Annotated in this window: 8 protein-coding genes and 2 tRNA genes; 7 read left to right on the plus strand and 3 right to left on the minus strand. The window is 34.3% G+C overall.

The window, feature by feature from the left end; genetic code table 11:
• Positions 1-70: 70 nt before the first annotated feature.
• Complete coding sequence (locus B0A81_RS08275) at positions 71-3352, minus strand: glycosyltransferase family 117 protein (protein WP_089057581.1); 3282 nt, start codon at positions 3350-3352, stop codon at positions 71-73.
• Between the two features lie 245 nt (positions 3353-3597).
• On the opposite strand from B0A81_RS08275, the gene B0A81_RS08280 reads away from it, so the two are divergent.
• Positions 3598-3668, plus strand: a tRNA-Gln gene (locus B0A81_RS08280).
• 111 nt (positions 3669-3779) lie between these two features.
• Positions 3780-3850 (plus strand) — tRNA-Gln (locus tag B0A81_RS08285).
• A gap of 73 nt (positions 3851-3923) precedes the next feature.
• Here the strand turns inward: B0A81_RS08285 and B0A81_RS08290 are convergent.
• Positions 3924-4748: a universal stress protein gene (locus B0A81_RS08290; RefSeq protein ID WP_089057582.1), complete on the minus strand. Its 825-nt coding sequence runs from the start codon at positions 4746-4748 to the stop codon at positions 3924-3926.
• A 174-nt stretch (positions 4749-4922) separates the two neighbouring features.
• On the opposite strand from B0A81_RS08290, the gene rimP reads away from it, so the two are divergent.
• Genes rimP through infB form a run of 3 tightly spaced genes read left to right on the plus strand, consistent with a single transcriptional unit; the run spans position 4923 to position 9593 of the window.
• A complete protein-coding gene (gene rimP, locus B0A81_RS08295) occupies positions 4923-5387 on the plus strand; it encodes a ribosome assembly cofactor RimP (RefSeq protein WP_164973666.1) in 465 nt (154 codons plus the stop codon).
• 13 nt (positions 5388-5400) lie between these two features.
• On the plus strand, positions 5401-6654 hold the full coding sequence (nusA, locus tag B0A81_RS08300; protein WP_089052704.1) for a transcription termination factor NusA: 1254 nt from the start codon (positions 5401-5403) through the stop codon (positions 6652-6654).
• Positions 6655-6713: 59 nt separating this feature from the next.
• Positions 6714-9593 (plus strand): translation initiation factor IF-2, encoded by a 2880-nt coding sequence (gene infB / locus B0A81_RS08305; protein WP_089057583.1) that lies wholly within the window; start codon positions 6714-6716, stop codon positions 9591-9593.
• Between the two features lie 1238 nt (positions 9594-10831).
• Here the strand turns inward: infB and B0A81_RS08315 are convergent.
• Positions 10832-11221, minus strand: a complete 390-nt coding sequence (locus tag B0A81_RS08315; RefSeq protein ID WP_089057585.1) for an SPOR domain-containing protein — start codon at positions 11219-11221, stop codon at positions 10832-10834.
• A 219-nt stretch (positions 11222-11440) separates the two neighbouring features.
• Here B0A81_RS08315 and B0A81_RS08320 point away from each other — a divergent pair, with 219 nt between their 5' ends.
• Both B0A81_RS08320 and B0A81_RS08325 read left to right on the plus strand, forming a co-directional pair.
• Positions 11441-12769 (plus strand): c-type cytochrome, encoded by a 1329-nt coding sequence (locus B0A81_RS08320; protein WP_089057586.1) that lies wholly within the window; start codon positions 11441-11443, stop codon positions 12767-12769.
• Between the two features lie 32 nt (positions 12770-12801).
• Complete coding sequence (locus B0A81_RS08325; protein WP_089057587.1) at positions 12802-15855, plus strand: TAT-variant-translocated molybdopterin oxidoreductase; 3054 nt, start codon at positions 12802-12804, stop codon at positions 15853-15855.
• The last annotated feature ends 10 nt before the right edge of the window (positions 15856-15865 follow it).

Here is a 15865-nt window from a genome sequence, read left to right on the forward strand (position 1 = left end):
TAAATTTAAAAAATGCAGCACTGTTTATCAAGCAGTACTGCATTTTTTTAATTAATATATTTTTCGTATATTATTCTTTTTCACGCCCAAAGCGCTCAAAAATATTTACATATGTGTTAAAAGTCGTTTTGTGTTTTTCGTAAAAAGCTTTATCGTTGTTTTCTTTCATTACTTGCAGTAAGCTTCTGTATCGCTCAATATCAGTGATGATGTCAATAGCTAAATCTGTTTGATCTGAACCGCTCAAAGTTTTGTAGTAGTCTAGATTTTCTCTGTATTTATTTACTAGTTTTTCTAATAAATCGTGCGCTTTAGCTGTTTCTCCTACTTTGTAATATCCGCCGGCAAATGGCTCGACTAAAGAGTAGTAGCCAAATTTATCTAATGGCATTTTTGTAATAGCTAAATTGATAACATTTTTAGCTTTGTCAATTTTGCCTTCTGCAATAAGCTGATTCATTAAACGAGATAAATTTGTTCTATAAGTAATGCTGTTTCTTCTAGTCTCTGGATCGTGATAGATTTTCTCGCTTTCGCTGTTACCCCAGTCCCATTTCATTACAATGTTGTACATTTTATCTGCATCAATTTGTCCCATGTCCATTGGTCCGCCATCTTTTGATGGAACATTTTTAATAGGAACTAATTTGTAAACCATTCCGTCTAACTGTAAATAGTTTTTCAGCCATAAATAATCTTCATCATCAAAAGCACCTCCACTAAAATAAATTGGTCGTTTCCAGTTGTTGTTAGCTAAGATGTCAAGCATCATTAATCTGTTTTTATAGATTGCGCTTCCTTTAATGTCTATGTCCATGTAAGGAACAATAGAGTCATTGTATTTAGGATTTACAACTTTATTTTTAATGATGACATTTTTATCAATGTTAACTCTAATTTTGTTTGTTGGGTAAAAATGAATTGTTTGTCCATTCTGTAAGCCTACAGTTGATTTAGGGTTTTTAATAAAATCAATAAAATCCGTAATGTTCCAGCGTGTTTCTATTTTTGGAATATGAGCCACGTAATCTAGTTTGTCTCCAACGTATTGCTCATGTGTAAATGATATAGGCAGAGGATCTGATTCGTATGATTTTGCTTTCATTTGATCAATATACCAATCTGTCATGAAAAGACTTGTATTTACAATTTTCACATCTGTTCTAAAGTGCTCAATTTCTTGGGCGTACCATAGAGGGAAGGTGTCGTTGTCTCCAATTGTAAATAAAATAGCATCTTTATCACACGAGCTTAAGTATGCTTTGGCCATTGCAACAGCAGTATATCTGTTTGATCTATCGTGATCGTCCCAGTTTTGTGAAGCCATTAAAATAGGAGCTGCTAATAAACTTCCAGCAATAATAATAGGTCCTGCAATTTTTGGAGCGATATATTTTTGGATACTTTCGTATAAAGAATAAACTCCAAATCCAATCCAAATTGCAAAGACATAGAATGATCCTACAAGAGCATAATCTCTTTCTCGAGGTTCAAAAGGCCTTTCGTTCAAGTAAATTTTTAATGCAATTCCTGTAAATAAGAACAATGCTAAAAGCACATAAAAGCTCTTAAGGTCTTTGTTTGCATGATACATTAATCCAATTAAACCTAGAATGAAAGGAAGGAAAAAGTAAACATTTCTTCCTTTGTTGTTTAAAACGTCAGATGGTAAATTATCTTGAGATCCTAAATGTAGCGAGTCAAGGGCTTTGATTCCGCTGATCCAGTTTCCGTCTAAATTGTCGTATTTTCCTTGAACATCGCTTTGGCGTCCAACAAAGTTCCACATTAAATATCTCCAATACATATATCCAAATTGATATTCGAACATAAAGCTGAAATTGTCAACAGTAGACGGTTTCTCAATTATTAAGTAATCTTTATAGCTGTTTAAGAATTTAACATAGCCTTCGTTGTCAATTTGTTTTTGGGCATACGCATGTCTAAACTCAGAAATGGTTTTTTCAACCTCATTTCTTAATTGAGCAGTTGCTTTGTTGTATTCGTCTTCGCTTAATTGGCTGGCATCAATTCCGTATTTTGCTAAATCCTCTTCGTAATTATAATTTGGGTTGATCTTGAACTTAGGCGGATTTGTAAAGCTGATGTAGTTTTGAATGTGTCCTGTTTCAGTACTCCACATTCTTGGCAGAATCGTTTTCTGATTATCATCTGAATTTTGATCAGCGTTTTTGTAATTATTGGTAATGATATATTTACCAGTTTTATCGTCTCTCTCGTAGTTAGGTTTTTTGTCTAAGTATGGATTTTTGGCATCCAGACCAGCAAAAACTTCAGTGTATTGAGGACCGTAGAATAATGGATTTACGCCATATTGCTCACGATTATAGTAAGCTAAAACTTCGGCAGCATCTGATGGTTTGTTTTCGTTGATAACTGTATTTGCATTTGCGCGTACAGGAAGCATCATCCAAGTTGAAAAACCTATTAATATAAATAAGATGCAAAGTATAATAGTGTTATAAAAAATCAAACCTTTTTGTTTGGTAAATTTTAAACCAAAATAAAAGAATGCGATAAGTATTAAAACAACAAAAATGGTTCCTGAATTAAATGGTAATCCCATATTGTTTACCATGAAAATTTCAGTTTTACCAAAGAATGCCATTGTTAAAGGCAGAAGTAATTTGAAAATAAATAATAAAATTCCAATTACAACAACATTTGCAATAAGGAAGTTTTTAATCGTTACTTTTTCGTAATGTTTAAAATAATAAAGAAACCCGATTGATGGAATCGTTAGTAACGCCATAAAGTGTACTCCAAACGAAAGTCCAACAACTAAAGATATGATTAATAGCCATTTGTTTCCTTTTGGTTTGTCCATATCTTGTTCCCAGCGTAAGCCCAGCCAGAAAAGTAATGCGATAAGTAATGAAGCCATTGCATATACTTCGGCTTCAACAGCATTGAACCAAAAACTGTCTGAGAAAGTGTAAGCTAATGCTCCTACAAAAGAACTTCCTAGAATTACAATAGAATTGTTTTGATCAATTTCGGCAAAACGAGCTACAATTTTCTTTAAAATCATAGAAGATGACCAGAACATAAATAGTATTGTAAATGCACTTGAAAAAACAGACATCATATTTACCATTAAAGCTACATGCTGTGCATCTGTAGCAAACATTGCAAAAAACGCTCCCATCATTTGGTATAAAGGTGCTCCTGGCGGATGACCCACTTCTAATTTTGCCGCTGTGGCTATGTATTCCCCGCAATCCCAAAAACTCATGGTAGGTTCAACTGTTAATGTGTAGGTGATTAAAGCGATTGCAAATGCAAACCAACCAATAATTGTATTCCATTTATTGAAATTGAATTGTGCCATATTTAGGTGTTATAATTTTGTATATTTTTAATCCTACAAAGAAAATGTTTTTTTGTGTAAAGAAACTAGCATTAACAAAAAATTCTATAAAAGTATCTATTGAAAGTAATTTGTTGTATATGAGTTGTTTCTAGTCTTTTGGGAGGTTGTAAAGTTAAAAAATCAAAAAAAAATGATTTTTTTTGATGAAAAAGCTTGCGCAAATTAAATAAAGCCTTAAATTTGCACTCGCTTAACAGCACTGCTGGTCTATGGTGTAATGGTAACACAACTGTTTTTGGTGCAGTCTTTCTAGGTTCGAGTCCTAGTAGACCAACATAAAAGCCTCTCGTTTGAGAGGCTTTTTTTTTATGCAAAAAAAAAATGTCTCTAAAAATTTGCATAAACTAAATAAAGTTTTAATTTTGCACCCGCTTAACAGCATTATTGGTCTATGGTGTAATGGTAACACAACTGTTTTTGGTGCAGTCTTTCTAGGTTCGAGTCCTAGTAGACCAACATAAAAGCCTCTCGTTTGAGAGGCTTTTTTTATGGAGTAAATCCAGATGTTGTGTGTGATTGAGGTTTGGCTCTAGATTTTAAGTGTGATAATGGGTTTTACGGCATGATTTACTAAGCCTTCGCTAATGCTTCCGTTAAAAAAGTGTGCAAAACCAGTTCTTCCGTGTGTGCACATTCCGATAATATCTGCGTTTATCTTGTTTGAAAAGTTTATGATTCCTTTTTCGATATTTGTGTCGTTGTAAATGTTTGTAGTGTAATCAGTGAGGTTAAATTCTGTGATGAAATCAGTTATAGCTTTTTCTGCTGCGTGTGTAGTTTTAAAGCTGTTTGGTGTGCAAATTGTAACTAAATGTAATTTTGATTGGAATGTTTTGGCGAAGTCAAGGAGTTTTTTGAATGGTTTTTTTGCTTCTTCTGAAAAATCAGATGCAAATACAATGTTTGATGTGTTAAAAGCTTTGATGTCTTTTTTGATTACCAAAACAGGAATGTCAGAATTGCGTACTACTTTTTCAGTATTTGAGCCTATTAGTAGTTCTTCGACTCCAGAAGAGCCATGAGAGCCCATTACAATTAAATCTATATTATGATCTTTGCTTACTTGAGTGATTCCGTGAATTGGTCTGTCCATTTTTACAATTTCAGTCACCTGAATTCCGTCTAAATATGGTTTTGATGAAATTTCATCCAGCATTTCGTTTGCTTTTTTCATGAAAAGCATGGTTTCTGGGATGCTGGTGCCACCTAAAATGGCATCGTTCATTTGGCTTGGAAGTTCAAGCATATGCAGGATGATGATCTCGGAGTTGTTTTTTTTAGCAATTTGTGCAGCGACTTTTAAGGCGTCTTCTGCGTGTTCGGAGAAATCAGTAGGTACTAGAATTTGTTTCATGGTTTTTGGGTTAAATAATGAGAAATTCTGTTAAATTAATGCTTCTATAAAGATAAGAAATGTTTTTAGAGCGATCTATTTATTTTGATTTATAAAAAAATCACTATATTTGCACCGTTATTTATTAAAATCTAAATAATGAGGGGACTAAGTGTCCCCTCTTTTTATAAAATTATGACATTTAAAGAAAAAGTAAACGGATTAATTGCGGAGGCTCTTTTAGAAAAGCCGTCAATCTTTTTGATTGATTTGGCTGTTTCTGATGCTTTTAAAATTAGTGTAGGTTTAGATGGTGATACAGGAGTGGCGCTGCAGGATTGCATCGATATTAGTAGAGCAATTGAGAATAACTTGGATCGTGAAGAGCAAGATTTTTCTCTTGAAGTAGCATCAGTTGGAGTAGGGTCTCCTTTGAAATTGGTAAGACAATACAAGAAAAATATTGGTAGAACATTGATTGTTACTACAAATACTGAAAAAATTGAAGCAGAATTAGTAGAAGCTAACGATGTTTTTATAATTTTGTCTTGGGAAGCAAGAGAACCGAAAAAAATAGGAAAAGGAAAAGAAACAGTTCAAAAAGAGCAACAAATACCTTATACAGAAATTAAAGAGGCAATTGTTACAGTAACATTTTAATTAAAGAATTCGCATGGAAAATTTAGCATTAATCGATTCATTCTCAGAGTTTAAAGACAATAAACTTATTGATCGTGTAACGCTTATGGCAATTTTAGAGGACGTGTTTAGAAATGCATTAAAGAAAAAATACGGTTCTGATGATAACTTCGACATCATTATAAATCCTGATAAAGGAGATATGGAGATATGGAGAAGAAGAGTAATTGTTGCTGACGAAGATCTTGATTTTGAAAACGAAGAGATTACTTTGACTGAAGCAAGAATGATCGAAGCGGATTTTGAAATTGGCGAAGAAGTTTCTGAAGAGGTTAAATTGATTGATTTAGGGAGAAGAGCTATTTTGGCTTTGCGACAAAACTTAATATCTAAAATTCACGAGCACGATAATACAAATCTTTATAAGCAATTTAAAGATATTATTGGTGATATATATACTGCAGAAGTACACCACGTACGTCCTAGAGTAGTTATCTTGGTTGATGATGAAGGAAACGAAATTGTGCTTCCGAAAGAAAAACAAATTCCGTCTGACTTTTTCCGTAAAGGAGATAATGTTCGTGGAATTATTGAAAGCGTTGAATTAAAAGGAAACAAGCCTCAAATTATTATGTCTAGAACTTCTGAGAAGTTCTTAGAAAAATTATTTGAACAAGAAATTCCTGAAGTATTCGACGGTTTGATTACAGTTAAAAATGTAGTGCGTATTCCAGGTGAAAAAGCAAAAGTTGCGGTAGATTCTTATGATGATAGAATTGATCCAGTTGGAGCTTGTGTTGGTATGAAAGGTTCTCGTATTCACGGTATTGTTCGTGAATTAGGAAATGAGAATATTGATGTTATCAATTATACAAACAACATTCAATTGTTTATTACAAGAGCATTAAGTCCGGCGAAAGTTTCTTCAATCAAAATTGATGAGGAAAACAAAAGAGCTGAAGTGTTCTTGAAATTAGAAGAAGTTTCTAAAGCGATTGGTAGAGGTGGTCACAATATTAAATTAGCGGGTCAGTTGACGGGTTATGAATTAGATGTTATTCGTGAAGGTGATGTTGCTGGTACAGTTGCAGATGAAGACGATGTTGAATTAACAGAGTTTTCAGATGAAATTGAAGAATGGGTAATCGAAGAATTTGCTAAGATAGGTTTAGATACTGCAAAAAGTATTTTAAAACAAGAAGTAGAAGATTTAGTAAGAAGAACAGATTTGGAAGAGGAAACGATTCTAGATGTTATGAAGATACTAAAAGAAGAGTTTGACAGCTAGTTAACAGCTGAAGTCTGGCTCTAACAACACAACGAAAAAGGTAATAATAAAAAGGTTATATGTCTGAAGAGAGAGTAATAAGAATAAATAAGGTTTTAAGGGAATTAAATATCTCGTTAGAAAGAGCTGTTGATTATCTAAAAGATAAGGGTATTGCTATTGATGCAAATCCAAACGCGAAAATTTCTGATAGTGAGTTTAATATCCTGCAAAGCCAATTTGCGGGCGATAAGGGGAATAAGGAAGCTTCTAAAGAGGTTGGAGAAGAGAAAAGAAAAGAAAAAGAAGCATTACGTGTAGAGCGTGAGAAAGAAATTGAAGACAAACGCAGACAAGACGAGGAGCGCCAAAAGCAACAGGAGATTATAAAAGCGAGAGCAGTTGTAACTGGACCTGTGCAAGTAGGTAAAATAGATTTAAATCCGAAGAAACCTGCAGTTGTTTCTACTCCTATTGAGGAGCCAGTTAAAGCTGAAGAGCCAAAAGCAGTTATTACTCCAACTCAACCAGAAAAACCAGTTCAGAAAGAAGTTGTACAGCCTGAGCCAGCGGCTCCTGTAGTTTCTGAAGAGAAAAAGGTAGAGAAACCTATTATTACAGAGAAAAAAGAAGTTAAAGCTGAAGTTTCTAAAACAGCGCAAGAGCCTATTGTTTCAACAGATCCTGCAACTGCCGAAGAAACGATCACAACTCAATATCAGAAATTATCTGGAACAACTCTTACGGGGCAAACAATTGATTTATCTCAATTTAATAAGCCTAAGAAAAAGAAAGAAGATCCTAAAATTACGCCTAATAAACCGGGTGCGCCAGGAGTTGGGAATAATGCTAATAAAAATAAGCGTAAAAGGATTGCTCCTAAACCGGGAACTCCAGGAGCGCCAAAACCTCAAGGAGCTGGTAATGCACCAGGAACTCCAAATCCTAATAAAATCACGCCAAACAATGGTGGTGGCGGATTTAATGCAAATAGAAGTGCGAGACCTGGTTTTGTAAAAGGAAACCGTCCTGCTATTGTAGCAAAAGTTGAGCCTACTGAAGAAGAAGTAAAAAACCAAATTAGAGAGACTCTTGAAAAACTTCAAGGTAAAGGAGGGAAATCTAAAGCGGCTAAATATAGAAGAGATAAAAGAGAAACGCACCGTCAGAAATCTGATGATGAGCAAAGAGCTCTTGACGAAGGAAGTAAAACAATTAAAGTTACTGAATTTGTTACTGTAGGTGAAATTGCCATCATGATGGATGTGCCGATTACAAAAGTAATTGGAACTTGTATGTCTTTAGGTATAATGGTTACGATGAATCAGCGTTTAGATGCTGAGACATTAACAATTGTAGCTGATGAATTTGGTTACGAAGTTGAGTTTATTACTGTTGATATCGAGGAAGCTATTGAGGTAGTTGAGGATAAAGAAGAAGATTTAGTAACTAGAGCGCCTATTGTTACTGTAATGGGTCACGTTGACCACGGTAAAACATCTTTACTGGATTATATCCGTAAAGAAAATGTTATCGCTGGAGAGTCGGGTGGTATTACACAGCACATTGGAGCATATGGAGTTACTCTTGATAATGGTCAGAAAATAGCATTCTTAGATACTCCAGGTCACGAGGCGTTTACCGCGATGCGTGCACGTGGAGCTCAAGTTACGGATATCGCTATTATCGTAGTCGCTGCGGATGATGATATCATGCCACAAACAAAAGAAGCAATTTCTCACGCACAAGCTGCGGGAGTGCCAATTATATTCGCAATCAATAAAATTGATAAACCAAATGCTAATGTTGAGAAAATCAAAGAGCGCTTGGCTAGTATGAATTTACTTGTTGAAGATTGGGGTGGAAAAATTCAGTCACATGATATTTCTGCAAAAGTTGGAACAGGAGTAAAAGAACTATTAGAGAAAGTTTTATTAGAAGCTGAGATTTTAGATTTAAAAGCTAATCCAAATAAGGCTGCGCAAGGAAGTGTTGTAGAGGCTTTCTTAGATAAAGGAAAGGGTTATGTTTCAACAGTTTTAGTACAACAAGGTACTTTGAAAATTGGAGATTATATGCTTGCTGGAAAACATCATGGAAAAGTTAAAGCAATGCATGATGAGCGTGGACATACTGTTTTAGAAGCAGGTCCTTCGACTCCGGTATCTGTTTTAGGTTTAGATGGTGCTGCAACTGCGGGTGATAAATTCAATGTATTTGAAGATGAGAAAGAAGCAAAACAAATTGCATCTAAACGTTCTCAATTAATGCGTGAACAATCTGTACGTACACAACGTCATATTACGCTTGATGAAATTGGACGTCGTATCGCTCTTGGTCAGTTTAAAGAATTGAATGTAATTCTTAAAGGAGACGTTGATGGATCTGTTGAGGCATTATCAGATTCGTTCTCTAAACTTTCTACTGAAGAAATTCAAATTAATATTATCCATAAAGGTGTTGGAGCAATTACAGAAACTGATGTTATGTTGGCTTCTGCTTCTGATGCAATCATTATCGGATTTAACGTTCGTCCTGCTGGAAATGCTAGACAGCTTGCTGATAAGGAAGAAATTGATATCCGTTACTATTCTATTATTTATGCGGCTATCGATGACTTGAAAGATGCGATGGAAGGAATGTTAGCTCCAGAAATGAAAGAGGAGATTTTAGGAACAGCTGAGATTCGTGAGATTTTCAAAATTTCTAAAGTTGGTTCGATTGCAGGATGTATGGTAACTGATGGTAAGATTTTAAGAAGCTCTAAAATTAGAGTTATTAGAGATGGAGTTGTAGTACACACAGGAGAATTAGTTGCTTTAAAACGTTTCAAAGATGATGTTAAAGAAGTTTCTAAAGGTTATGATTGTGGTATTCAAATTAAAGGTTTCAATGATATTGAAATGAATGATGTTATTGAAGCTTATCACGAAGTTGCTATCAAAAAGAAATTGAAGTAAAATCAAAATATGTTTTAAAAAAGAAAGTCTCGAATGTTCGAGACTTTTTTTTGTTTTAATTTTTTGCTGAATGCGTCTTTTTTGAAATAAATAGTTAAGATGATTTTTGGTTTGGTAATAAATTGAAAAGTCTGTGTAAAGTTGTTTAGGGACTATTTTAAAAAAAAACTGGTTTGTTTCATTTTATGATGTAAAATAGATAGTTGAGGATGATGTTTATTTTGATTAAAGGGGTGTTTGTTTCTTTGAGAGTTTTGTTTCGTTAATGGTTCGGTGTGGAAATTGGTTATTCTTGTGGGAATTAATAAAAGGTGGTTTTGTGCTTACTGTGGTTAATGTGTATTGTTCTGTTGTGAATGTAGTGCTTTTAGATAAGTAGGGAAGAAAAGAGTGGATTGAATGTTATGAAAGCGGATTATTAATGATTTTATAAAATGAGATGAAAAATAATTAAGATTATCAATAGGCTGAGTGGATAGGATTTATTTTGACTAATAATGTTGCGAGTAAACTGTGTCTTAAGATAATTGTGCATGGTTTGCTCTATGATTTTTCGTCTCAGGAAGAATTGTTGAATGGTTTTGTATTGTTTGTGTTTCCGTTAGTTTTGGTTTCTGATGCTTTTAAGTTGAATTTGGAGTGTCTAAATAGGTCTTTTGAGTTTGGGGATGGTAAAAGTGGTTTGTGATGCTGATTTGCTCTTTGAATTTGTCTTGAGCTTTCAGATTAGTAAGGTGAATACGGCAAGCTTTATGTAATTATGTGTCGAGGAATAAAGGATGCAGGATTGTCTGCATTATGATGTGGGTATTATTACGATAGAGGGTATTTATTTGTTTTTAATAATGAAACAAGCTGCGCGTAGATTGGGGAGTTATCTTGTTGAAAATTGGTCCTTTTCTTTCTGGAAATGTAGTTTTTTTGTCAGGCTTGTTTGTTGGTTTTTGCTGTATATTTTTGATAAAGAAGGAATGATGTTAGCGGTAGTCACATTGTTTGTATTGCGTGCAGATATATTGATGCAGAAGAGGGGGGTATTTTGACAAGTGCAACTGTAGGGTTTCTTGATTCTAATGTGAACTTTTAGGTAGATTTGGCAGGAGTGAAAGGAGAGATGTTTGATTGTTTAGAAGTAATTGATGTTGATTAGTGGATTGGAGAAAAGTGATAAAACAAGAAAAGCAACTCTATTTAAAGTAGAGTTGCTTTTCTTGTTTTAATTTGGGTTAAATGGGGTGCTATTTGTTCGGTTTTAATAAAAATACATTTTTGTATTTTTTCTTGATGTCGGCCAAATTTCTTTCTGCTTCTATTCTGGATTTAAAACTACCTACGATAACTTTGTAATTTGGTGTGTTGAAAATTATTGTGCCGTCAATGTTTGAATATTCCCTTTTAAAGTCGGATAGTGTTTTTTTTGCTTCTTCGCTTTTTCCGCTGAAAATTTGAATTCTATAAGAATCATTTGTACTTATTGATGTGTTAAATTTGCGTTTCTCATTCAGTAACTGCTCGAATTTAGGATCTTGATTTACTGTTAAATTTTGATCTTGAGCATTAATGTTTAGAGCTAACGTTAACATTGCTAGTGTTAAGAAAACTTTTTTTGAAGGGGTTAAAATTCTCATAATGTGATGGTTTTTGTGCAAAAATACTATTTAAAGTTTGTATGTAAAATTTTAATATTATTTAGAATTGATATAAATTGATATTTAAGAGTATTTTAAGGTTTTGAGAATAGTTCATAAGTCGTATTTTTGTGCAAGTTTTAAAAGAAGGTATTAATTTTAGTCTGATTTACTACAGAAAAAATCATACCAAAAATTAGTAGATAATTATTATACTATATGAAAAAGGTGGGTAACCATAATTCGATCTCCAGAAAATTATTACTTAGTTTATCGCTAACGTTAATTTTCTCCCTAACTTCATTTGCTCAAGATCCTGCTGCTCCTGCGGCTCCTGAAGCTGCGGCTCCTGCTGCTGCTACGGGCGGTGATCCAGTAAAAGGGAAAGAACTTTTTAATGCAAATTGCGCTGCATGTCACAAATTAGATGCTAAATCAACAGGTCCTGCTTTAAGAGGAATTGCGGATAAGCATGATAAAGCTTGGCTTTATAAATGGGTGCATAACAGTTCTGACATGATTAAGTCAGGTGATCCTGTTGCGGTTAAACTTTTTGAGGAAAATAATAAGGCAGTAATGACTTCATTTCCTCAATTATCTGAAGGCGATATTGATAATATTATTGCTTTTACTTCTGAGAAAAAAGCTGAGCCAGCTGCTGGTGCGCCTGGAACTGTTCCTCCTGGTCAAAAAGTTGAAGGTGGAGGTATTTCTAATAATATTATTTTAGGAGCTCTTGCTCTTGTGATGGGTATTTTAGTTGTTATGTTGTTCATGGTGAACAAGGTTTTAACTAAAGTGGCTAGTAATAACGGAATTGAAGTTGCACCAAAAGAAGGTAGAACTCCAATTTGGAAAGCTTTTGCTAAAAATCAATTTTTAGTTTTAGTTACTTCAATATTTTTACTTTTAGCTAGTGGTTATTTTGTATACGGATACTTGATGCAGGTAGGTGTTGATCAAAATTATGAGCCAATTCAGCCAATTCACTATTCTCACAAAATTCACGCTGGAGATAATGAGATCAATTGTAAATATTGTCACTCTGCTGCACGTGTAAGTAAAACTGCTGGTATTCCTTCATTAAATGTTTGTATGAACTGTCATAAAAATATTTCTGAAGTTGCTGAGACTACTGCTACTGCAGAGTACAGTAAAGCATTCTACGATGGAGAAATTCAAAAATTATATGATGCTGTTGGATGGGATAAGACTAAGCAAGCTTATACTGGAAAAACTAAGCCTGTAAAATGGGTTCGTATTCATAATCTTCCTGATTTTGTTTATTTCAATCACTCTCAACACGTTTCTGTTGCAGGAGTTGAATGTCAAACTTGTCACGGTCCGGTACAAGAATTTGAAATCATGAAGCAATACTCTAAATTAACAATGGGATGGTGTGTTGATTGCCATAGAAAAACTGATGTTAAGATGGAAGGAAATGCATACTATGATAAAATTCATGCTGAACTTTCTAAAAAATACGGTGTAGAGAAATTAACTGCAGCGCAAATGGGAGGTTTAGAATGCGGTAAATGCCACTATTAATCGAATTATTAAGATTTTAATATTTATATACAATGTCATCAAACAAAAAATACTGGAAAAGTGTTGAAGAACTAGAAAATAGTTCTATTGTTGAGGCGCTTAGAAATAACGAATTTGTTGAAGAGATTCCTACAGATGAATTCTTAGGAAATGCAGATGCTTTAGCTACATCTGGAACTTCACGTCGTGACTTTTTAAAGTACGTAGGATTTAGTACTGCGGCAGTTACACTTGCTGCTTGTGAAGGTCCTGTGCACAAGTCTATCCCTTATGTATTACAACCAGAGCAAATCATTCCTGGTGTTGCAGATTTTTATGCAACTACTGTTTTTGATGGTTTTGATTTTGCAAATCTTTTGGTAAAAACTCGTGAGGGTCGTCCAATTAAAATTGAGAACAATACTATTTCTGGATCTAAATTTTCTGCTAATGCTAGAATTCATGCATCTATCTTAGGGTTATATGATAGTATGCGTTTGAAAGAGCCTAAATTAGACGGAAAAAATAGCAGCTGGTCAGCAGTTGATTTAAAAATTAAATCAAGTTTAGCTGATGCAAAAGCAAAAGGAGGTCAAGTAGTATTATTAACAAATACATTAGCAAGTCCATCTACTGAGAAATTAATAGGTGAGTTTATTGCTAAAAATCCAAATGCTAAACATGTAGTTTACGATGCGGTTTCTTCATCTGATGCGTTAGATGCTTTTGAAACTGTTTATGGTGAAAGAGCTTTAGTGGATTATGATTTTTCAAAAGCTTCATTAATTGTATCTGTAGGTGCTGATTTCTTAGGAGATTGGCAAGGTGGTGGGTACGATGCTGGATATGCAAAAGGACGTATTCCTCAAAACGGAAAAATGTCTCGTCATTTTCAGTTTGAATCAAATATGACATTATCTGGAGCTGCAGCTGATAAGCGTGTTCCAATGACGACAGCTGATCAAAAACAAGCTTTAGTTCAGATTTATAATGTTGTTGTTGGAGGTTCGGTTCCGGTTTCTTTAGATGCTAAGTTTAAAGCGGAAGTTGAAAAAGCAGCGCAACAATTAAAAGCAGCTGGTTCTAAAGGAATTTTAGTGTCTGGCTTAGAAGATAAGAATGCGCAATTATTAGTTTTAGCTATTAATCAAGCATTGTCTAGTGAGGCTTTTAATACAGCTGAAACAAGACAAATTAGAAAAGGTTCTAACGCTGTAGTTGCTCAATTATTAAAAGATATGAATGCAGGAAGTGTTCATACTTTAATTATGAGTGGTGTTAATCCTGTTTATACTTTAGCTGATTCTGCTTCTTTTGTTTCTGGATTGAAAAAAGTTAAAACGTCAGTTGCTTTATCTTTAAAAGAAGATGAAACTGCTGCTATATCAACAATTGCTGCACCAGTTCCTCATTATTTAGAGTCTTGGGGAGATTTGGTGATTACAAAAGGAACATATAGTTTAACACAACCTACAATTCGTCCAATCTTTGATACAAAACAACTTCAAGACGTTTTATTGTCATTGAATGGTGTTGCAGGGAATTTCTACGATTACCTTAAAGCTAATTCAGGGTCAATTATTGCAGGATCTTCTTGGAACAAAGTTTTACATGATGGTGTTTTTGTATACGGTTCAAGTGCTTTAAATGGTGGTTCTTATGATTACGCAGGTGCTGCAAGTGCACTTTCAAAATCAAAAGCTGCTGGAGAGCTTGAATTAGTTTTGTATACTAAAACTGGAATGGGAGACGGACAACATGCAAACAATCCTTGGTTGCAAGAGTTTCCAGATCCAATCACAAGAGTTTCATGGGATAACTATATTACAGTTTCTAATGCTGATGCAAAGAAATTTAATTTATCAAACGAAATTGTTGCAAATGGAGGTTTGAATGGTAGTTATGCTACTATTACTACTGCAGATGGAACTAAATTAGAAAATGTGCCGGTAATTGTTCAGCCAGGACAAGCAGTTGGAACAGTTGGTTTAGCTGTAGGTTACGGTCGTAAAGCGGCTTTAAAAGAAGAAATGCAAGTAGGTATTAATGCTTACGCTTTATATAAAAACTTCAATAATGTTCAAGCTGTTTCTATTGTGAAAGCTAATGGAGAGCATGAGTTTGCTTGTGTTCAAGGGCAAAAAACATTAATGGGAAGAGGAGATATTATTAAAGAAACAACTTTAAAAATCTTTAATACTGAAGATGCTAAACATTGGAACGAACAACCAATGGTATCTTTAGATCACCAAGAAGTTGAAGCTACTACTGTTGATTTATGGGAATCATTTGATCGTTCTACTGGACATCACTTTAACTTATCAATCGACTTGAACGCTTGTACTGGATGTGGAGCATGTGTTATTGCTTGTCATGCAGAAAATAACGTTCCTGTAGTAGGTAAATCTGAGGTTAGAAGAAGTCGTGATATGCACTGGTTGCGTATTGACAGATATTATTCTTCTGAAAGTACTTTTGCTGGGGATAACGAAAGAAAAGAAGGTATTGCTGGTTTGTCTAGTTCATTGTCTACATTCAATGAAATGGAAAAACCTGGGGATAATCCTCAAGTAGCATTCCAACCTGTAATGTGTCAGCACTGTAATCACGCACCTTGTGAAACAGTTTGTCCGGTTGCCGCGACTTCACACGGTCGTCAAGGTCAAAACCACATGGCATACAACAGATGTGTTGGTACTCGTTACTGTGCTAATAACTGTCCTTATAAAGTTCGTCGTTTTAACTGGTTCTTATACAACAAAAACAGTGAATTCGATTATCACATGAATGATGATTTAGGTCGTATGGTATTAAATCCAGACGTAAATGTACGTTCGCGTGGTGTTATGGAAAAATGTTCTATGTGTATTCAAATGACACAAGCTACTATATTAAATGCTAAAAAAGAAGGCCGTTCAATTGTTGATGGAGAATTCCAAACAGCTTGTTCAAGTGCTTGTTCTTCTGGAGCAATGATATTTGGTGATGTTAATGATGCCGAAAGTAAAGTTGCTAAATTAGCAGCTGATGATAGATCATATCATTTATTAGAGCATGTAGGAACAAAACCTAATGTGGTTTACCATGTTAAAGTTAGAAATACTTAGAATAAATTAT

Origin of the sequence: Flavobacterium plurextorum (assembly GCF_002217395.1) — a bacterium.
GTDB lineage: Bacteria > Bacteroidota > Bacteroidia > Flavobacteriales > Flavobacteriaceae > Flavobacterium > Flavobacterium plurextorum.